Below are 21,095 nucleotides of genomic sequence, written 5' to 3'. Positions count from 1 at the left end.
TCGTCAATCCCTCATGACTTTGATTGACAGATATATTTTGCGTACCCATATTGCACCACTGCTATTTGGGTTTTCTACCGTTATGTTTATCTACCTTATGCAATTCATCATGAATTACTTGTCAAAGTTAGTAGGCAAAGGGCTGAGTGAGTGGGTGATTGTTCATTTGATTGTACTGAATTTGGCTTGGATGGTTATTCTTGCTTTGCCTATGGGCGTATTGTTCAGTTCATTGATGGCATTCGGTTCGATGGCGGCAAACCAAGAAATTACAATTGTCAAAGCAAGTGGTGGCAGTGTATTTCGGATGATGGCGCCGGTATTGATTGGTGGATTGTTGTTATCTTATGCACTTTTTTGGTTTAATGACGAAGTTTTGCCGGACTCAAATCTCAAAGCTAAATTGCTAATGAGTGACATCACTCGCAAGAAACCTACTTTCAGCATCGAATCAGGAAGATTTTCAACTCAATTGGACGGATATACAATTCTCGCACGTCAAGTTGATTCGGCAAGTGGTAATTTGCATGGTGTAACAATTTATGACGTCCGCAGATTTCAAGAACGCAACATTATTTCTTCTGACAGTGGAACTATAAAATTCGATGATAGTTATTCAAATTTGATTGTCACACTATTTGACGGCGAAATCCACCGCATGAACATTGGTTTGGTTACAGATTATAGGGTTATAAATTTCGGCACATATGAAATTGGTATCCCGGCACATGGCTTTGCATTTGAACGTTCGCAACTCGAAATGGGCTCCCGTGGTGACCGCGAAATGCGAATTTCAGACATGCAACAAATTGTTGACAGCGCTCGTACTAATCGCAACGCTATCATTGGGCGGATAGATTCCGTTTTGAAAGGCGGGATTGCTTTGTTCTCCGCTAATAGAAAAAAGGTTCCTATCGAAAAAGCTGAAAAAATATTTGTTGATGAATCCCAAGGTGTAAAAAGAGTCATTGGCAGTATGCAGCAAACTGCTCAAACTATACCCGATAGTGTCATGATTGATACAAATCGAATTGGCGTCATTACTCGGGTGATTCAAAATGCAAATATTCAATATTCGAGTATTCAAGCAGATATTAACCAAGCTGAATTTTTTCTGAGCAAATCGCTCCAATACGAAGTTGAAATCCACAAAAAATATGCAATTCCATTTGCTTGTTTCATTTTCGTTTTGGTTGGGGCGCCTCTCGGTGTCATTACTAAGGGCGGGAATTTTGGGCTGAGTGCAGGCATGAGCCTTGCTTTTTACGTCATTTACTGGGCATTGCTTATCGGTGGTGAAAAATTAGCCGACCGTGGGCATTTAGACCCATTCATTAGCATGTGGGCAGGAAATTTCATTATAGGGCTTTTCGGACTATACCTGACTTTGAAGGTAAGTCGTGAGTCTTGGAAACTATTTACATTTCCCAAGAAAAAGAAACAAATCAGCTAATCATCGGCAATATCACTTTACAGAACTCCATTCCACTTTCCATATCGCTTACGATGTGAAGTACATCGCTATTGGCGATTACTAATTTGAATTCCTCATTGTTTGTAAAAAATTTCAATGCCTGATTTAAGATTAAACTTTGTTCAGAAAATAGCACTGTAATCAAACAGTTTGTATTAAAATTTATTAATGATTTTCCTTCCATAATATGCATATTTCTTTTGTCCATATAAATTGAATTGCTCATATTATCTGTAATTATCAACGCTGCTGATGAGTACAATGCCTTAGATAAATCAACTTCAGTCTGTATCCTGATTACTTCTCTGACAATAATCAATGATTTCTTACATTCTGCAGCTCTAACAATTTTAGTGAATTCATTCAAATGATTGATTTTATTACTATATATAATGGAAGTATCGGTCTTATCAGATGATTCAATCATTGGTGCATAGAATAATTTCAGACCGTATTTGGCTGCAATATAAGCATTGTCGTAGCTTATCTCTTCAATAACTTTCACGTCCGGAAAAATTTTCGGGTCTGCTACGCAAATCCCAGGCACGTCAGTAATAATCCGTATTTCCTTGCTCCCAAGAGCTTGACCAATCAACAACGCCGTTAGATTAGAACTCTCAAATCCCATAGTGGTAGTATTACCTTGCAAATCGGATGCTACAAATCCTTGAGTAATGTGATGCTTGGCATCCGAAGCTGTATTGAGTTGTTTAATAGCTTGATTAGTCTCATCTTGTAGTGGTTTAGCACAATTGTAATTGCTGTCAGTCTTGATTATCGACCTCGAGTCTATGACTTCAACATTAGTATTATCCGCCAAATCAATTTTTAATATTTCTAAGAGAAGGAGTTCGCCTTGCGATAGAATACTATCTAAAGTACGGTTGCTCAGATAACCTGTCAGATAGACACTTTTGAGAGATTTCATTAGATTTTCTTTCGATTCGGACAATATTTGGGAAAAGTTCGCCACTTTTCCCTCCAAATTTCTTTCAATAAAATCGTTATGAATCGAAAAAACTTCGTTTACTATCTCTGAAAATAAAATTTTATTTCCATTTTCGGCAGATTTGGCGGCTTGTTTGAGCAATGAAGACACATTCTTCAGCGCCGATATTACGATGAAATATATTTCATTGTCACGCCGCAATAAATCTTTCAATTCGTTGTATAGGACAGCATTGCTGAGTGATATGCCACCAATTTTGATAATTTTTATCATGAATAAATCCTCCAAGCATTAAAATTTAATTTCAAAGTAACAGAAAAATGATTGCAAAAAAATGTAAAATAATGAAAATAAATTTATATTTCTATGTAACATTCTTGTATTTTTATTGTTATATAATAAGAAAATGAGCAATTTTTATTTTCATGTTTAACAAAAATACAGGAGTTTCCTATGTTTAAGAAATTATTTACCATGTTTTTCATAGCCGCTTTAATGTTCACGGCTTTGAACATGGCACAGGCGCAGGATGACAACGGACCTACAAATTATTGTATCCCGAATGCTTCGCAAGTACCCCAGAATTGGACGCCGGATTTATGGTGCTACCCAAGCTACATAAAATCGCAATCGTGGGGTTCATATTATGATTATTACTTTACTATACCTATTAAGGAAGTTAAAGTAACCAACTCTAATACAGAGGAAGTCGTATTACATCGCCTTTCTGATGGAACCAATTTATGGGGACCTTGGGAAGGATGTTATATTTATACCGGAGTAAAAGGCGAAATGCAACCCGGTGAAACTTATAACATTGCATATCGCGCCGACTATAACTACATGAGTTATTTTGGAACTGACTATTGCAATTTCGGCTGGTCATGGATGACTTATACCAGTCGTGTCTTTATTGATTTCAATATTGACGGCGACTGGAATGACCCAAATGAATGGATTAACAGCCCAACAAGAATTGCAAGCGGTTTGACTAAAAAAATCGGCGATACATGGGATTGGAGAAGAACGAATACAACTTGCCATTTAAATAAATGGCAAACTTATCAAATAACAATACCTGACGACCAAAAAACAGGTGTTACTCGCATGAGAATAATGACTTCTTATTCTTACCCTTATACTTTGGGTTCTAACTTCGGACAAGCTGCAAATGCATGCTGGAACGGCTATGCATACCTCTATTCATGGGTTGGTCCTGATGCATGGTATGGATATAACTATGGTGAAATTGAAGATTATTTGATTGACTTCGCTTTGCCATTCAAATCAACATTCCCTGACACAAAACCACCTTACGACATATTGTTAGCCGGTCAAGATTATAACGGAACAACAAGAATGCACGAAGGCGAGATGATGACATTCCCACGTACGATGGTAGAATTCGGTTCACCACAAGCGCCGGGAACAACTTTGCGTTACAAAATAGTTGGTCCATTACCCGACCAAGATGTCATTTATGAAGGCTTAGACCCACTTAACGGCACAATAGATATAAATGTAGGTACGGATGTATTAGGCTCAAACACAATTTATAATATCTTAGCAGCTCGCGGACCATCTGCAAAGAACGGTACATTCACATTCCGCCACAATAGCGGTGGCGAGTACCAATTAGTACTCGGAATTAGAAAACCCGGCGTAGGTCAAGAATACAAAGAGATGAGGAAAAACTTTACAGTATCATGGGAATGGGACATGGCGTCACAAGACATTACAAGTCCATTATCCAACGGACCACCGAGATTTCATATCTATCCGAGAGGCTTAGAAATCCAAGTTCAAGGTGTAGTCCAAAACGTAGGTCTTCGCCCTGTAGCAAAATTTGATGCTTATTTGAGAATATATAATTCGAAGAATGTAATGGTTGCAGAATACAAGCGTGAATGGGATACAACAAACTTTGGAGATTTCTTGGTATTGGCAAAACAAAAAGTGCCATTAGATTTTGGAATATTCAAATCATCAATTCCTGATGAATACAGAGCTGTACTATGTGTAGATTTGAAAAGTTCAACCGACATGGAACCATATAACGACTGTTTCCGTCGCGCAGATGCAGTAGAACCGTATTTCTTCGCAATACGTGATGAAATACAAGCCCAAGCCTATGCAATTAACGTCCCTTCCGCCGGCAGCGAAATCATAGCGGGCAGACCTTTCTCCCCAATGGTGGAATTACGGAATATGGGAGTAGGCGACATCACCGATGCCCCGACACGACTTGTAATCACAGAAGAGCCGAGCGGCATCAAAGTATTGGAACAAAACATAATAGTCCAAGATATACCATCGGGACGTTACAATATTAAGTCAGTCCGTTTCAATCCAATGGTCATCACAAAACCGGGTACTTATAGAGCCACACTGACAGTAAATCATCCTGACGACCAAGTCGAAGAAGACAATGAAATCTATATCATCTTCTACGTAACAGGCGGTTTGCAAGGTACATACACAATCGGTATGAAGAACCAAAACAGTATCAACAATTTCAAGACCATAGACGAAGCAATGGATGCCTTGTTCTTACGTGGCTTGTCGGGTTCGATAGCCTTTGAATTAACCGATGACGTATATGAAGTAGAAGCAAGACACGATTATGCACCGGCATGGGATTTATCAACCTCCATCATGGGCTTAGGCTACAATGCCGAAACCGGGGAATACAGAACTTTGACATTCAAACCATCCGCAGCGAAAGCCGTAACACGTGGTTCAGTCATAGTGAAGTTATTCTCGACAAACGGTCAAGGTGTATTCTTAGGTCAATCAGAACTAAGTACCAATCCATATGCAATCCAACAAGAATCCTTCGGACGTGACTACTACATCGATTTCTCGAATAGTGGTGGTTATATCACATTTGACGGTGGCAACAATCAAGCGCTTAAATTTGTCTTGAATACGACAACAGATGCTTTTGGAGCAGTATTCTATTTGAATGCTGGTTCACAAAACATTACTGTAAAAAATATCATAATGGAAAACAACACACCTGCAATCAAGAACAGCGTTCATTTGCCCAATGTTCACTTCAGTATAGTTGACGGTTTCATTTTCACCCCTGATGAAGAAATGACAGAAACAGGTGCCCGCGGTTATTCAGCAGGTATAGTAAATCGTGGCAAAGTCCAAGGTTTATCAACTGAAGAATATGTATTGGCATTCGATACAATCGTAAACATGAACAATTCATTCATTAACAACGACATCAGCGGCTTCGGTTATGGTATCGTATCTTACGGTATCGGTCCATTACGCGTACCAGCCATCTCCGACTTCTTACCATTCTATAACATGAACACGAAAATCGAGAACAACAAGTTGTACAACTTGGCAGGTGCAGGCGTAGTAGTAGGACATGAAGAATCAAGTTCAGTCAAGAACAACACAATCTATAATGTAAACGGACCGGGCACCATCACCGCAGGTATTATCGCGGGTGGAAACTCAAGTGCAGACTTGTTGGGTTACAACAACAAACATTTGACCATAGACGGCAACAGCATAAGTAATGTGAAAGGTAACAACCGCGTTTACGGTATCTTAATAGAACAAAATGCGAACAAATACCAATTAGGAGCAGAATTCCGTTTATTCCCCCAAGAGACAGATGATTTGGTAGCCGTAAACAATGCAATGTGGAACATCAATGCGGGCCGCCAAGAAGCGACACGTGCGGGTGTACATGCATTGACAGAACGCAACCATACAGTAACAGACATGAACATGCGAATGCTTACACCACGTCACAGCGACTATTTGATACGTGACTTGATGATAGCGAACAACACGGTAATCTTAGGCGAAGACGGCATCACCAACCTTGGGAACATAGCCGGTTTGGCAGTACAACAAGCCAATGCAGCGAAAGTCATAAACAACGCAATCGCAATCTCTGACAACAGCATCAGCGGTACAAACATGGTATCAAGCACAATGTTCTATCAAGGCGCATATCCATACCAAGTAACCGGAATGGACGCTGACCGTAACGCATATTGGGTAGGCAGCAGCAATGCAACGATATACCGTCATGTATATACAAACGCTAAAAACCGCATCATCGAATACGGCGACCGTAACGAATACGTAGAATTGGAACAATGGCAAATGGCAAGCGGAAATGAGTTAAACTCCATATCAAGCGGCAACTTTGTGAACGACCACTACTACGAAGGCAGCAACCCACAGAAATTGAGAATCAAGCCAACCGTCAAAGGTTCAGTATTATCAAAACGTGGAGATGTATTGCCGGAATACGGACGTGACGTATATGGCAACATCCGTGGTATCGCCGGTTCACGCTTTGACTTAGGGGCAATTGAATTCAACGGCACCTTATTCAACCGTGACACCGAAACATTGGTAATCACCTCGCCGGGCAACTATCGTGCAACCGAAGGGACCTTCTCGGATGCCGAATATATAATGACAGAAGCTCCGGTTGAAGTCAAAGCCATAGTAAGAAACAGCGGCAGCTTGCAAGTAAACGACAAGAAAATCTATGCGTCAATTTACAGAGAAAGCCCAAGTGGGACATACATTTTAGAACACAGCAACATTGAAGCCGTCGTAGATATCGAATCAACCGAAAACCTCGAAATCAGTTTCAACTTAGCCGACGGAATCGGAACCGACTGGGTACCAAGTACTTACAATGATTTACGCGGTGACGGTTACACAATCCCAAGCCAATTCATTGGCATGGAACCAAACGTAACGCCAAGATACAGAATAGACATCACAATGGATGCCGACGAACAAAACGGTAACAACATGGTAAGCAAGACCGTAAGATTCTACTTACGTCGCAGCCCAATCAAAGTCTTAGTAAGCTCACAAAACTATGTAAATGTGAACGAAATGGAATTAAGCACAGATGCCTTGGCATCGGGCTTAAACAAGCAAGCTTTAGACAAAGGTATGGAATTGTTGGATTGGGAAATCGAATTAGCAGACGGACGTTATGACTATGACGTATTCCAACGCGCAGGCTGGGAACCAAGAAGTGTTGACTATCGCAAATATCGTACATTACTATGGTCAGACGGACACGACAAAGCATTGACAAGATTAGAAAAACTAAACTTGACCGACTTTGCAATGAACGGTACCGTAAGCGAAAAGAGCAACTTAATCATCGGTAGCCAAGAAATGGTACGCGAAAACACAAACGTAGAAGATGCCGACGAAGTATTTGTCCGCAACATCTTACGTGCCGAATATCGTTTCCCGGGCAATCCATTAGGAGTAGGTCAAAACTATTCAGGTCAGACAATGACCGGGGTAGCCATCGGCAGAAACTTGATATTTGATGTATTAAGCACAAACGTCGAAGGTGACATGTTCCCACAACCGGCATTGATGAATATCGTCGAAACCGGCGACGGGCTATCACAAATGGCGTTCAGATACAACAAAGTACAAAATGACGAATGGCCCGACATAGCGAGAATCGCAGGCGTCACAAGCTCAAGCTTGACAAGCAATGTCATATACTTAGGCTTAGACTGGAGACATTTTGGCGATATCGAGAAAGCATTACGCGGCGCATTTGACTATGCAACGGGCAACGGCGGTATCATCATCCCCGTTGACTTATTGAGCTTCAACGCTCGCCAAGTAGGTTCAAGAGTAGATGTAAACTGGTCAACGGCAAGTGAACAAAACACAGCACGCTTCGAAGTCGAAAGAGCCGATGTAAACAGCACAGGCACAAGCAACTATGTGAAAATAGATGAAATGTCGGCAGCGGGCAACAGTAGTGTAATCAAACATTACGGACCTGTAGTTGACAACAAAGTAAGCTATGGCAACACATACAGCTATCGTTTGAAGACATTAGACAGAGACGGCAGTCATAGTTACAGCGGTGAACAAATCGTAACAATGACAGGCTTAAGCGGCGCAGCATGGTTAGGAAACGCAAGTCCGAACCCTGTAAGCAACGAAACAAAAGTAAACTACAGAATGAGCGAAAGCGGTTCAGTACGAATCTCGATGTTCGATGCAAGCGGCAAAGAAGTAGCAGTCTTATTTGATGGCACCCAAAGCAGTGGTGACCACACATTGGACATAAGTGTAGGCAACTATTCAAGTGGTACTTACACATTGGTATTGCAAAGTGGCAACATCCACTTGACAACACCTGTGACAATCGTGAAATAATCACACACGCTTAAATAAAGCAATTAAGCCCTTGGCATAACGCCAAGGGCTTTTTTTTGTTGGTTAAAGCAATTAAAATTGACGAAAATAATTATTGAAAAATATGTAACTAATTAAAGATTCAAGACGTCTTTTAACAATTAGAAAAATAGTGTTCCATAAATATTTTCTGTCATGTCCAAATTAACATTGCTTCTATTATTCATGTTTTGCATTGTGTCCCAATCAAATGGGCAGTATCAGTTGCAAATTCAACTTAAAGCCCAATCAGAAAATATTGATGTATCGGAATATCCATATTTTAAAGCTAATTTTAGAGTTCTGAATGCGGGGCAACCTGTAGAAGTAAAATTAGAAGATGTTTTTATTTCCGAAGGTGCTTTCGCAATAATTCCGGAAGCGGTAAGCCCTCTCATCAATGGCTGGCAAGAAGTAAAATGGTACACAAAAAAATCTGACCCTGACGATACTCTGATTTTTTCCACATTAATGGTGAAAATTGATTCTAAGGTGGTTCAGGGATTACTCTTTGGAGTCCTGAAATTACTACATAATGTCATAATTACTGACGAAAATTCAATTCAGATTCGTGATGTCAAGGAAGGATACTGGAGCCTTGTCCAGCCGGGAAATTCAATTCCGAAACAAGTTCGTGTAAGGTTTTCACTTCTTGACGAAAATAAAAGACCAATCAGAATGAAATTAGATTCAATTACTACAAACACCGATATATTTAGATTAAAGTGGTTGGGTTCTGATTCAGACCCGGATCACTCAGAACCGCCAAGGCTTGTTATGTCAGGCTCCTCATATTGGGTTAATATTTATTTTGAACCTAAAGAAAATAGATATTATCATGACGTTATGACCGTTCATTATCAGGGAGGTTTGAAAAAGCATTTACCCTTGTACGGCAATTCATTCAAACTTGATGGTAAAACTTTAATAGAGTTGACCGAACCACCTGATGGGTCGAAATTCACTCCGTGCCAAACTGTGTTTATACGATGGAAGGGGCATTCCGTAAATTTGCCGACAGAAATATCATACACCACTAATGATGGCTTTACTTGGACAACTATTGACAATGTCATTGGGAACGAATATCTATGGACTGTTCCTGATATTGAAACTGAAAGATTGAGATTAAGAATTAAGCAAAATTTCAAACAAGCTGATGAATACTTATTAAGCGAAGATTTACGTACTATTTTCAGTGTTGGATATGATACTGAAGGCACAAAACTGACTTCGTCTAATATTACGGGCAAATTGCTAACTTGGGATTTGACTCAACCCGGGCAACCAACGATAATGAATAGAGCGTATCTTGGCGAAGCAAATGAAAGTCAACAGTACTTTTCATTCGGACTTGTATATAATAATACTAAAAACGAATATATAGTTGGTTATCGTTCGTGGAGTATTCCGTTCATTCAGCGTCGGGATAGCTTGGCATTTTTCAAAATAGGAGAGCAATCGGCATTTCGAAAAATTCAACTCCCGGCGGATTTCATTTCAAAAAAAATCATCACTAATAAGACTTATGATATAATTGCTGCCTTACCATTGACAGGAACTGAAATGCTCCTCTATTCTTCGATAGACGGTTCTTTCTTACGTTCTGTAAAATTTGATGCACCTTTGATGGATTTCGCTTTTAATGCTGATGGGACAGGTATTGCCCTGTTATTCAATAATCAAATCAAAATAGTGGAATTGAGCAACTACAACGTTATTGATGAAATTAGTTTTGATTATTTCCTCAATTCGGTGGCGATTTCCATGTCTCCGGACGGAAGGTTGATTGGTTTGGGCAATAAATCAGACGGTAACGGTTTGAAAACAGATATTTTTGTGATTGATTTGGCTACAAAAGAAATTGCTAAAGTTTATGGACCTTCAATTGGCGACCCGATTAGAATCTATTTCAATCCTACTTCAACGTCCTTGATTGTGGGCTCCACTCAAGACAAACAAATAGCATTTTACGATTTGACTCAATCCAAGAAAGCCGAAACTCTTTTCGGACATTTTGATGTAATGACTGATATGCAAATTGCTCCGAACGGTCATTCGCTCGCTTCTACGGCAACCTCTCGCGATAATTTGATGTACAGAGTTTTTACTTATCCTGAGGAATTTATTACAGGAAATATGATTATTCGCAAACAAGTACTTACCGATGATACAGTCAGAATCCCTTATGCATATCTTGGAACTGAAAATCAACATGTGATTACTCAAATTTGCAACCCGACAGATGTGATGATTATCTTATCTGAAGGTTTTTTTGCTAACGATCAAAATTTGAAATTAGCCACTGATTGGGTCTTTGATACTTTGTATCCCGGTCAATGTCTTGAAATAGTTGTGAACTTCAATCCGATAGATACCGGAATTATCAAAACTGAATTAGTTTTCAAAACATGCAATACATACATAAGAATTCCATTTTCCACTTATTCGTACCCGAGGAATGTGACTTATTTCAATAAGCCTTTCGAGATGGGCGAAGTTTGTATTGGAGATACGGTAATTTATCAGCGTGAATTGATTCGCAATGATGACCCGGTACCACTTCTTGTGAATTTTTCGACAACCGAACCAATTGCTAATAAGGAATTCAAAGATGAGACTTTCATCAAAGATACTCTAATTCCACCGGGTGGTTCCTACTTTGCAAAGATAAAATTTACTCCTTTGGAATTGGGTTTGCGTGAAGCAGATATTGCAGTTTATCATTCTAATCAAAATAAAATCAAAATTATTAATGAAGTTAGCGGCATTGGAATCGGTAGTTTTATCGAGACGAGCCACAACCGATTGCTTTTCATTCCTGAAATTAATACTCGTGAATTGCGTTTGCATAATGTGGGCAAAACTGATATTGTATTCGATGGTTTCGACGTCGTGCCTGCCGGATTATTCCAAGTTCTAACCCAGACTCCATTTACATTGAAGCCTGACGAGACAGCTATTATCGAAATTATCAAGCTTACCGACGTTGCCGGCAACGCTTCATTAATCATTGATGCCAATCCATGTTTGATTCAAAAATTTATTCCGCTCGGACCATACACTTCATCGGTAATCTTAAGCTTACCCGTAGTTGAAGTTGAAGCCACAGATAATGATGTCGAAATCCCAATTACAGTATCGATAACCGAACAAGAATCTTATAAGGGCATTCGTACCTTCGAAGGAGAATTTGAAGTTCATGCCGGACTGTTTTTACCTTTGGAAGTGAAATCTGAGTGGGGAGATGCCATTCTGACAAGAAATACAATTGAAGGTAATATCAGGACGATAGGGTTCCGTATTGACGGTGATTTCCCAACTTTCGGTATTCTCGGCGTGGTTAAAGGGGTGGCAGGGATTGCCGAAACTGACAATTCCGATTTGGTATTTACAAGCGGAAAACCATTCTTTGGTGCATCAACATCTCGAATTGAAACTGAAAACGGCAAATTGATTATCATCGGATTATGCGAAGACCGTAGAATTATTCGTTCCTACGATTATTTATCAAACGTGTCGGTCAACCCCAATCCGGCAAATAATCTGATTCAGTTAGATTTTGACGCAAACTTTAGTGGTAATGCCGATATTGAAATAGCTGATTTCATGGGCAATGTTGTCAACCGTATAGCAGCAATCTCTGTTTCGGAAGGTTTAAATTCTGTCAATTTTGACGTCAGTCCGATTTCTTCCGGTCTATATACTATCAGAATTCTTTCTAACAATATAATTTCTACACAATCACTAATAATATCACGATGACATACAGAATCAGATTGCTCTTGATTATAATATTAACACTTGTTATAGTAACAAATAACAATACATTGTCGCAAACCCAATATACAAATTATTCTATTTTTGGCGGATTTGGAGCGGGATTGAACTCGCATTCATCTGATTTTGCACAATTGCCGGGCATCCCGAATTGTTGCACCAAATTTGAAAGTGCAACGAATTTTGGTTATAGTTTGTACGTCGGAGGAGAATATAGATTCGACAAATTGATTGAATCATACACATCAAAATATGTCTTGAGATTGAATTATGCTAATTTATCGGGAAATTATAATGTTGAAGAAAATATTGGCAATCTGCTTCATTTAGATACTTACGAAAATGTTTGGGTTGACCATAAACTCGACGTCGCTTATTCTTCAATTCTGACGGAACATTTTTTCCAGATTTCCAAACAGGATTTTATCCCACTCGAGTTCCGTATTGGTTTTGTATTTGGCATTGTGTTGGGGAAAAGTTTTAATCAAAGGGAAGAAATCGCAAGTCCTAAAGGAATTAATTTCGAGAACGGCTTACCTATCCGCCAAGAATTTTCCGGTGATTTGCCCGATGCGAACCCTCTTTATCTGGGATTAGCTCTCGGCACATCGTATAAAGTAGCGAACTTGGGCAATCTTGACGTTCTTGCAGATTTACAATATACATATGGCCTGACTAATGTAATTTCAGATTACGATTGGAAGATTTCCACTTTACGAGCCGGCGTCACTTTCCGTTATAATATTGCGAAACCCGAATTACCACGTCCGGTTGTAATTCCTGCTGATGAACCTAAGATGCCTATTGCTCCAAAAGCACCGGAAGCTCCTGTCATTGCGATACGTGGACTATACGAAGGGCGTGAGATTAGCTCAGGCGATACACTCACAGCATTTATCAAAAGGGATAATTACATCTATTATTTGAATTATCTGCCTGTGCTCTTTTTTGAAAAGGGTGCTACTAAGCCGAATGAAAGAAGCATTCAAATGCAATCTGTACCGGAATCGGACGAAAGAGCTTTTTTCAATATTCTTTCGCAAAATGATTTCGCTGTTAAGTATGCTGATATTTTGTCAGAACAACTGAAAGCTGAACCCGGCAAAATATTGACTATTAAATCTATCAGCGGTGATGATGAAGCGGATATTATTGCCTTACGCGGGGAAAGCATCAAATCTCAACTCATTGCCAAAGGAATCGCATCGGAAAGGATTATACTCAAGAATGAAATTCTTAAGGGCAATGACTTCAATTATACCGAGTTAATTGACGAAACTCGCAAAGTGATTTTCGAGATTGACGGTGTCGAAAGTCTTATTCAACACAATATCGAATCGATGCAATTACTCCACAATACCAACAAAGTCGTCTTTTTGCAAACTTTTGTCGAATCAGAATCAGAAATTACTTATTTCGAGGGGTCTTCGAGTATTGAAGGTGCTAATCCGACCAAACTGAAAAACGGTCAAAACGAGCTATTGCTGAATTCTTCAATTTTCGTCAACGAGTCATCACGATTGAAAACTTTAACTGCGACAGCCAAAATAGAAAATGAAGAAAAACAAACAGCAGAAACTAAAATACAATTGTATCTGAAGCACGAAGAAACTGCGAATAATATTTATATCAATGCTTCATCGCAACTTTCCCAATTCAGCTATTTCGTTTTGGCTTATTCCGAATTCGACAAATCGGACTTTTTTGCAATTGATAATACAGCTCTGAAGTATATCAAATCCAAGATAGCCGAAGGGAAATCAATCACATTGTATCCGCTGACTGATGATTTGGGAACTCCGGAATATAACAACGTTTTAGCTCGTAAACGCGGCGAAAGCGCCGTCAGGCTGATAGGAGTCAAGCCCCAACAACTTACTGTAGATTACGATTCACCCATTACATTTTCTACCGATACACCATACGGCAGAATTTTGAGCCGTACAGTCATTGTTCGGATTGATGAGTAAATCGAGCGTCAGCTACCGAAAGATGAAAATATATATTATTCGTAAGTTAGATTGCTGATTTGTTCGTAATAATATAAGTTTGTGTTGTATTGTTCATTATCAGAAGATTCATGTTACGTAACTCACTTTATATTGTATTGTTTTTCCTATTTGCGATAGCCGCCAATGCTCAACTGTTGCCCGGCGGGAAATGGGAAGATAACGAATCTCAAGAGCAGCAAAAGGACCCCAATGCTCCCAGATTTGCGGTAGCATTAGGTGGCAAAGCCTCCCCCATGAAATCTGAATATGGTATAGAATTAGGATTCGATTTGGGAGTATATTTCAATCGGAATGTTAAACTTGCTATGGAATGGTATTCCTTATTGTCAACCAATATTTATGTGGTTGATGGTGAAAAATCGGAGCATCTGCGATTGTCATACGTAAGTTTAAGCCCCACATTTTATTTGAATTTGATTGAAGGCTTTTATCCGTATATATCAGTTTCAGGCGGATTGGCATACGCATCTTATGGCTATAGCAGAAACATTGATGTTGCTGGCAATCTCAATGTTCAGTGGTTTTTGATTGGCGAAACAGCACTTGGATTGGAAATTCCTATTACCCACAAAATTTCACTTGGTGGCTCAGTAGGTTGGAGAATGAGTACAGGACCCGATATTGGGGATTTCTCAAAACAAGACTTGAGCAGTGTGGTTTATCGTTTAAATTTCATATTGGTAGCATTTTGAAAATTATCAAAAGCATATTATTTGCTCTAATTGCCACTTGTATTCTGCCGGTGACATCTTTTGCATACCCACATGTGAATTTTGGAATCATCTTTAAGCCGACATTATTAGCAAATAATTTCTCTGTTATTGGTGGCAGCAATTTGGGCTTAAATTTTTCACCGAGAATTTATACGGGCATATCGGTAAATGCTATTAGCTTCAATTCTTATAGCTCCGATGTCATTGATAGCCAAATTGATAAATTTCCGGTCTTAGCAATGAACTATATCGCTTTGGAATTTGATTACGCGATTCTTTCACCGGAGAAGGAATACTTCCCATCGCTTACCATTTCTGCCGGATACGGAAATATGAATTTCAGACCAACGATTGCAACAGTTACAGTTGATAACGAAGTACATTCTTACAATCCGGAGTATAAACTCGAAAAAAAAGGTTTTTTCATTGTTGAACCCCAATTAAATCTTAATATGTATTTTAAACCTTTTTACAGGTTGATTATTGGAGTTGGTTATAGATTTATCCCCGGACTTGATTACAAGCCCAAAAATCTCGAAAGCGAGGGCAAAACTGTCCATCTGCAAGGGAGCGATTTGAACGGTCTGACTGCGACTATGACGATTAAATTCGGTGGATTTTGATTAGCGAATTATGATTCTTTTCCTTATGTATCTTTCATTTCCGATTCGCACTTCGGCAATATAATCTCCCGGTGGCATCAGTTTGCCAAATTCATCCCTTCCATTCCAAGTCAGTTTGTACGAACCGGGCATCTGATTGCCATTATATAATGTTGCTACGACAACTGAACTGATTGAATAAATCACAACTTCCACATTAGTAGAAAAGTCTAAATTGTACTTGATTTCTGTAGAAGTATCTTCAATCAGACCGAAAAACTTCCCAATGGATTCAAAGGTAAACTTCGAACCGGTTCTTAAATGGTTATTTATGAATGGTACATGCATTGATTGCTCGATGGCATATTGCCTGTTAACCATTTCGACCGGGTCTGCTCTGTAAAATTCAGGAGGAATGCTGCGTAAATTTTCGATAGCAATTTGCCATGGAGTTCCTTGCGAAACACTTCTCTCAAAATTCCACAAATCGTCGGAATATTTCAAATTTTGGTTGAGCAAAGTCCGAATTGGTAGTGATAGTCTCATTGCCGCAAAAAAAGCACTATCTTGCTCAGGCGAGAAGCTATCCTTTGATGTTGGCAGTTTTTGATTTTCATCTTTGCTGTCGCCTTCTTGCATCGTCTCCAAAGGAGATTTCGGCGGCTGAATCTTCAGGATTGTTTCAGGTTTTTTTTCATCACTACTGCTTTGCGAATTTGCTATATACGCTGACAGTAAAAATATCAAAATAACGAATATTAAAATTTTAAACAAAACAACCTCATTTTCATCGGAAAAACGTTTTTAAAAATGTTCGCAATAACATATACAAAGATAAAAAAAACCGATATTGCTTATTAATCAATATCGGTCTAATATTACAAATATTATAAATTATTTATCAATTTTGTTGAAAAGCAACTTTTTGTTTTCGTCAGATAGCATATCGCCGAATGAAAATGCACCGTCGTTGCTTGGCATTTCTTTATATTTATCTTCTTCGCGGCTTCTTCTTGGTTTCCTATCGTCTCTGTCAGACTTTTTACGAGGTGGTCTTTCAGATCTATCGGTTCTTTCTGTAGTTTCCTCTACCGTTATTTCCACAGCAGGAGTAACAATCAATGATTCTTTCGAAGTATCAAGGCTGAGAACTTTAATTTCAAATGGGTCACCCACATTAAACGGAATTTTGTTTCCTTTAAGATAGCCTTTCATTCGGCTACGCGGCATAAACCCGTCAATTTCATTATTTATATTGACTACCATTCCGTGATTGACGATTTCTTTGACACTACTGTTGTGAATAGAGTCGGTAGTATATTTTTCCGCATAAGCTGTCCAAGGATTTTCGGACAAACGTTTCAAACTGAGAGTCAAAGCACGTTTTTCTTCATTAATTTGCAAAATGAGAACTTCGATTTCGTCACCAATATTTAATGCATCGGCAGGATTAGCGACTCTTTTTGTCCAACTAATTTCATTTGTACGCAAAAGCCCGTCAATTCCTTTCATGATTTCAACATAAGCACCAAAATCTGTCAAACGTCTTACTATACCTTTTACTTTGGCATTCACCGCTAATTTAGAATTGATATCAATCCATGGAGAATCTTCCAATTCCTTTGTACTGAGCGAAATCCGCTTCTTTTCTTCATCAAAAGCAACAACTTTTGCTTTAAGTACATCACCTTTTTTGGCATATGTCTTAGGATTTTCTACATGTGATTGAGATAATCTCGAAACATGTATCAAGCCTTCGTATCCGCCAAGGTCAATAAATATACCAAATGATGCTATTGAAGATACAGGACCTTCGACAGTTTGCCCAACTTTTAGATTTTCCCAGAAATCACTTTCTAATAATTGCTTCCTACTGACTATTACTGTCTTTCTTTTGGTGGTGTCTTCTTGCAATTCGTGGACATGAACGTCGATATCTTTGCCTATGAATTCTTTTAACTCATCTTCGCTCGGGCTGCGTTTAGACGAAATTTGCGAAGCAGGTAAAAACATGGGTACGTCTTGATGGAATACCCTCAGACCGCCACGAATTCTTTCTGCCACATTGACTGTAATAGTAGAATTACTTTCTTTGATAGCTTTCAACTTTTCAAAGACAGCATTGAATTGTTCTTCGTTCTCTTTCTCTTTGGCGTGGTCGTCGGAGACTTTGATATCAGGAGGTTGAGTTGACTCATCAACAACAGAAGGCTCCGGAACTTTATCGGTAGCTGTTTCAACCGGTTCAGTTGGGGTTTCTTCAGATTCAGTAGTTGGCTCTGCAACTACTTCTGTTTTTACATCATCTGATTTGGATTCATTATCCTCTGCCACAATTGTGGTTTCGGGTTTGTTTATTACATCAGTAATTTGTTGATTAGTTTCATCAACTTTGTTTGTGATTTCCTCAGAAGTCATTCTCGGCACCTAAAAATTTACGAAAAACGCTTGAATTCTAAAAATTTACTTAAAATAGAATACAAAGATAAGTATAAATATGAAATTACTACATAAGTAAACAAAAAAATTATCATAAATTTGCAAAAAAATCAAAAATATTTTCAATTTGATTTTGTCAATTCGATAAAAAATGATACTTTTGACATTCTATGTTATAACTACATAGAAAATTATGAAAAAAAATTGTTTATAGTAGGAGTATTTTAATGAATTTGCGCCGTATTTACGAATCTACAATCATATTAAATGCCGCTTTAGAAGACGCTGACCTCGATACAGTAGTCAGCAAAATCTCCGGCTATATCGAAAACCATGGCGGTGAGGTACTCGAAGTTAATAAGTGGGGACGCAAGCGTCTTGCCTACCCAATTAACAAGAAGTACAACGGCTTATATATTCATGTGGTATTCAGCTCGATTCCTACGAATGTACCTATCTTTGAACGTTTTCTCGTGCTCGAAGATACAGTTCTACGCCATCTAACCTTGCTATTGCCCGAAAAGTTGCGTGAATTCCGCAGACAACGTGCTTTAGTTAGTGGCAAAGCTATCGTGCTCGAAAGCCCGGAAGAACCAATCAAAGAAGAAACTGTAACCACTCCTAATGAAAGAGGAAGAGGAAGGTACAACAAGCAAGCTGACGCACCTGCTGCACCTGCAGTTGAAAAAGTCACCGAACAAGAGTAAGAAAAAATAAACGAAGGCTATATAAAATGAGAATAATATTAAGACAAGACATCTATAATTTGGGCAAAATGGGCGAAATTGTTAGCGTCAAGGACGGCTATGCTCGTAATTATCTGATTCCTCGCAGCTTTGCATATTTCGCAACTGATTCAGCTGTCAAAAGGTTAGAAGTTGAGAAAAAACAACGCGCCAAAAAGCTCGAACACGAAAAAGTAATTGCCGAAAAATTGGCTAACCAAATTTCTGACGTTCAAGTTAGTATCGCTATGAAAGTCGGTGAAGAAGGCAAATTGTACGGTTCTGTTACTCCGGCTATGATTGCACAAGAACTAAGCTTACTCGGACATGAAATAGACCGTAGGGTTATCATAATCGAAGATGCTATCAAAACTCTTGGTGTTTTCGATGCCAAAGTCAAACTTCATCCCGAAGTTATCGCGACTATCAAAGTTTGGGTAATCAGCGAGGAAGAATAAACATTTACGATTATACATCATCTGTATATATAATGTATAAAAAAAGGGGCAATTGCCCCTTTTTTTTGTTACATCCGGCATTATAGTCTTCCAATAATTTCTTTCAAATCGTTAGCTACACTTTTAGCTACTTCTCCGAGCTTTTCATTTTCTACTGCCATCATTGATGCAATTGGGTCTATTGCGGCAACCTCGATTTTGTCGGATTCCAATTCTTGAACTACAATGTTGCACGGTAGCATCGTACCAATCTTATCCTCTGCCAAAAATGCTTTATATGCCGATGGTGGATGGCAGGCACCCAGAATTCTGTACTTTCGGAAGTCCACATCAAGTTTTTTCTTCAATGTATCTTGGACATCAATTTCCATTAAAACTCCAAACCCAAACTGTGATAGCTCATGCTTCACTTTTTCAATTGCTTCATCGAATGAGCAATTGAGAATTTTCGAAAAATAGTACTTTTCCATTTCAATTTCCATTGTTATTAGTTTAATAATCTAACGAAATGATTGTACCAATATAGTGTAATTTGGACTTGAATCAAAGTAATTATGATTAAAATTTATTAATATATATAATGTAAATATATTCATATTACAAAATATAAAGAATATTGATGAATAATTATTAATGAAAGACGATTGCTTAGAACTGAACGAATGATTCATTATAGTAGATTATATCAGGCTGAATAAAAATTTATAAGAAACTATTGTAATCTAAAAATTTTTATTTATATTTGTTCTTATATTGCATCGAATTATAGAAATTATATTTTCTATACAAATTTATTAATTTTACTGTAACATTTTTCAAAAAATATTGTTATAACTATTAGAATGGTTCAAAAATTTATTTTTGTTTATTTATATAAGGAGTTTCCTATGTTTAAGAAATTATTTACCATGTTTTTCATAGCCGCTTTAATGTTCACGGCTTTGAACATGGCACAGGCGCAGGATGATGACGGGCCTACAACATACTGTATCCCGAATACATCACAAGTTCCTGCAAATTGGAATCCCGACATGTGGTGCTACCCCAGCTACATAAAATCGCAATCGTGGGGTTCAAACTATATGTATTACTTTACTATGCCTATCAAAGAGGTCAAGGTATCAAATAGCAATACTGATGAAGTAGTATTACATCGTGTTTCCGATGGTCAATATGTATGGGGACATTGGGAAGGATGTTATGTTTATACCGGAGTAAAAGGCGAAATGCAACCCGGTGAAACTTATAACATTGCTTATCGCGTTGATTGGAACTACTATGGCTATGGTACAACCGATTATTGTATTTATTCTTGGGCAAACGCTTGGCGTACCCATAGAGTCTTTATTGATTTCAACATTGATGGCGACTGGGATGACCCAAATGAATGGATTAATCATCCAACCAGAATTGCAAGCGGTTTAACAAAAAAAATCGGTGCTACAAATGATTGGAGATTTTATGGTCCTTGCAAACTAAATTATTGGGAAACTTATCAAATAACAATACCTGACGACCAAAAAACAGGTGTCACTCGTATGAGAATCATGACTGGTTATTGGTACCCTACAGTAATTGGTTCTAACTTCGGACAAGCTGCAAATGCTTGCTGGAATGGTTATGCATACCTCTATTCATGGGTTGGTCCAAACCATTGGTACGGATATAATCAGGGCGAAATTGAAGATTATTTGATTGACTTCGCTTTGCCATTCAAATCAACATTCCCT

13 protein-coding genes are annotated in these 21,095 nt (G+C 38.5%); 9 read left to right on the top strand and 4 right to left on the bottom strand.

What is annotated here, in order from left to right; translation table 11 throughout:
• Positions 1-82: 82 nt before the first annotated feature.
• Positions 83-1,453: an LptF/LptG family permease gene (locus M9949_13415; protein ID MCO5252400.1), complete on the top strand. Its 1,371-nt coding sequence runs from the start codon at positions 83-85 to the stop codon at positions 1,451-1,453.
• On the opposite strand, the gene M9949_13410 is transcribed toward M9949_13415, so the two are convergent.
• Positions 1,446-2,696, bottom strand: a complete 1,251-nt coding sequence (locus tag M9949_13410; GenBank protein MCO5252399.1) for a hypothetical protein — start codon at positions 2,694-2,696, stop codon at positions 1,446-1,448. The two genes, M9949_13415 and M9949_13410, sit on opposite strands and share 8 nt — an antisense overlap.
• A 180-nt stretch (positions 2,697-2,876) precedes the next feature.
• On the opposite strand from M9949_13410, the gene M9949_13405 reads away from it, so the two are divergent.
• The 5 genes from M9949_13405 (at position 2,877) to M9949_13385 (ending at position 15,764) form a co-directional block, all read left to right on the top strand.
• Positions 2,877-8,618, top strand: a complete 5,742-nt coding sequence (locus M9949_13405) for a GEVED domain-containing protein (GenBank protein MCO5252398.1) — start codon at positions 2,877-2,879, stop codon at positions 8,616-8,618.
• Positions 8,619-8,861: 243 nt separating this feature from the next.
• The gene (locus M9949_13400) at positions 8,862-12,401 is read left to right on the top strand and encodes a T9SS type A sorting domain-containing protein (protein MCO5252397.1); all 3,540 of its coding nucleotides are present in this window, start codon (positions 8,862-8,864) and stop codon (positions 12,399-12,401) included.
• Positions 12,398-14,386, top strand: coding sequence for a hypothetical protein (locus M9949_13395; protein MCO5252396.1), 1,989 nt, complete (start codon positions 12,398-12,400; stop codon positions 14,384-14,386). The genes M9949_13400 and M9949_13395 overlap by 4 nt, the downstream gene beginning before the upstream one ends.
• Positions 14,387-14,496: 110 nt before the next feature.
• The gene (locus tag M9949_13390) at positions 14,497-15,120 is read left to right on the top strand and encodes a hypothetical protein (protein ID MCO5252395.1); all 624 of its coding nucleotides are present in this window, start codon (positions 14,497-14,499) and stop codon (positions 15,118-15,120) included.
• Positions 15,117-15,764: a hypothetical protein gene (locus M9949_13385; GenBank protein ID MCO5252394.1), complete on the top strand. Its 648-nt coding sequence runs from the start codon at positions 15,117-15,119 to the stop codon at positions 15,762-15,764. Before M9949_13390 ends, M9949_13385 begins: the two co-directional genes overlap by 4 nt.
• On the opposite strand, the gene M9949_13380 is transcribed toward M9949_13385, so the two are convergent.
• Both M9949_13380 and M9949_13375 read right to left on the bottom strand, forming a co-directional pair.
• Positions 15,765-16,517 (bottom strand): hypothetical protein, encoded by a 753-nt coding sequence (locus tag M9949_13380; GenBank protein ID MCO5252393.1) that lies wholly within the window; start codon positions 16,515-16,517, stop codon positions 15,765-15,767.
• Between the two features lie 120 nt (positions 16,518-16,637).
• A complete protein-coding gene (locus M9949_13375) occupies positions 16,638-18,161 on the bottom strand; it encodes a S1 RNA-binding domain-containing protein (GenBank protein MCO5252392.1) in 1,524 nt (507 codons plus the stop codon).
• A gap of 248 nt (positions 18,162-18,409) precedes the next feature.
• Here M9949_13375 and rpsF point away from each other — a divergent pair, with 248 nt between their 5' ends.
• Both rpsF and rplI read left to right on the top strand, forming a co-directional pair.
• The gene (rpsF, locus tag M9949_13370; protein MCO5252391.1) at positions 18,410-18,889 is read left to right on the top strand and encodes a 30S ribosomal protein S6; all 480 of its coding nucleotides are present in this window, start codon (positions 18,410-18,412) and stop codon (positions 18,887-18,889) included.
• 26 nt (positions 18,890-18,915) lie between these two features.
• On the top strand, positions 18,916-19,365 hold the full coding sequence (gene rplI, locus M9949_13365; GenBank protein ID MCO5252390.1) for a 50S ribosomal protein L9: 450 nt from the start codon (positions 18,916-18,918) through the stop codon (positions 19,363-19,365).
• A gap of 80 nt (positions 19,366-19,445) precedes the next feature.
• Here the strand turns inward: rplI and M9949_13360 are convergent, their stop codons facing one another.
• Entirely contained in the window at positions 19,446-19,835 is a 390-nt protein-coding gene (locus M9949_13360; protein MCO5252389.1) for a DUF302 domain-containing protein, read from the bottom strand.
• 417 nt (positions 19,836-20,252) lie between these two features.
• On the opposite strand from M9949_13360, the gene M9949_13355 reads away from it, so the two are divergent.
• A partial coding sequence (locus M9949_13355) for a GEVED domain-containing protein (protein MCO5252388.1) occupies positions 20,253-21,095 on the top strand: 843 nt, incomplete at its 3' end.

The sequence above is a fragment of the Candidatus Kapaibacterium sp. genome (genome assembly GCA_023957315.1).
Taxonomy (GTDB): Bacteria; Bacteroidota; Ignavibacteria; order Kapaibacteriales; family UBA2268; genus PGYU01.
The sequence above is the reverse complement of the archived record's forward strand: the minus strand, read 5'-3'. Positions and strand labels throughout refer to the sequence as shown.

Excerpts from the sequence above, each read along its gene's own strand:
- M9949_13415 (MCO5252400.1), top strand. The coding sequence starts at position 83 with ATGTTTATCTACCTTATGCAATTCATCATGAATTACTTGTCAAAGTTA.
- M9949_13410 (MCO5252399.1), bottom strand. The coding sequence starts at position 2,696 with ATGATAAAAATTATCAAAATTGGTGGCATATCACTCAGCAATGCTGTC.
- M9949_13405 (MCO5252398.1), top strand. The coding sequence starts at position 2,877 with ATGTTTAAGAAATTATTTACCATGTTTTTCATAGCCGCTTTAATGTTC.
- M9949_13395 (MCO5252396.1), top strand. The coding sequence starts at position 12,398 with ATGACATACAGAATCAGATTGCTCTTGATTATAATATTAACACTTGTT.
- M9949_13390 (MCO5252395.1), top strand. The coding sequence starts at position 14,497 with ATGTTACGTAACTCACTTTATATTGTATTGTTTTTCCTATTTGCGATA.
- M9949_13375 (MCO5252392.1), bottom strand. The coding sequence starts at position 18,161 with ATGACTTCTGAGGAAATCACAAACAAAGTTGATGAAACTAATCAACAA.
- rpsF (MCO5252391.1), top strand. The coding sequence starts at position 18,410 with ATGAATTTGCGCCGTATTTACGAATCTACAATCATATTAAATGCCGCT.
- rplI (MCO5252390.1), top strand. The coding sequence starts at position 18,916 with ATGAGAATAATATTAAGACAAGACATCTATAATTTGGGCAAAATGGGC.
- M9949_13360 (MCO5252389.1), bottom strand. The coding sequence starts at position 19,835 with ATGGAAAAGTACTATTTTTCGAAAATTCTCAATTGCTCATTCGATGAA.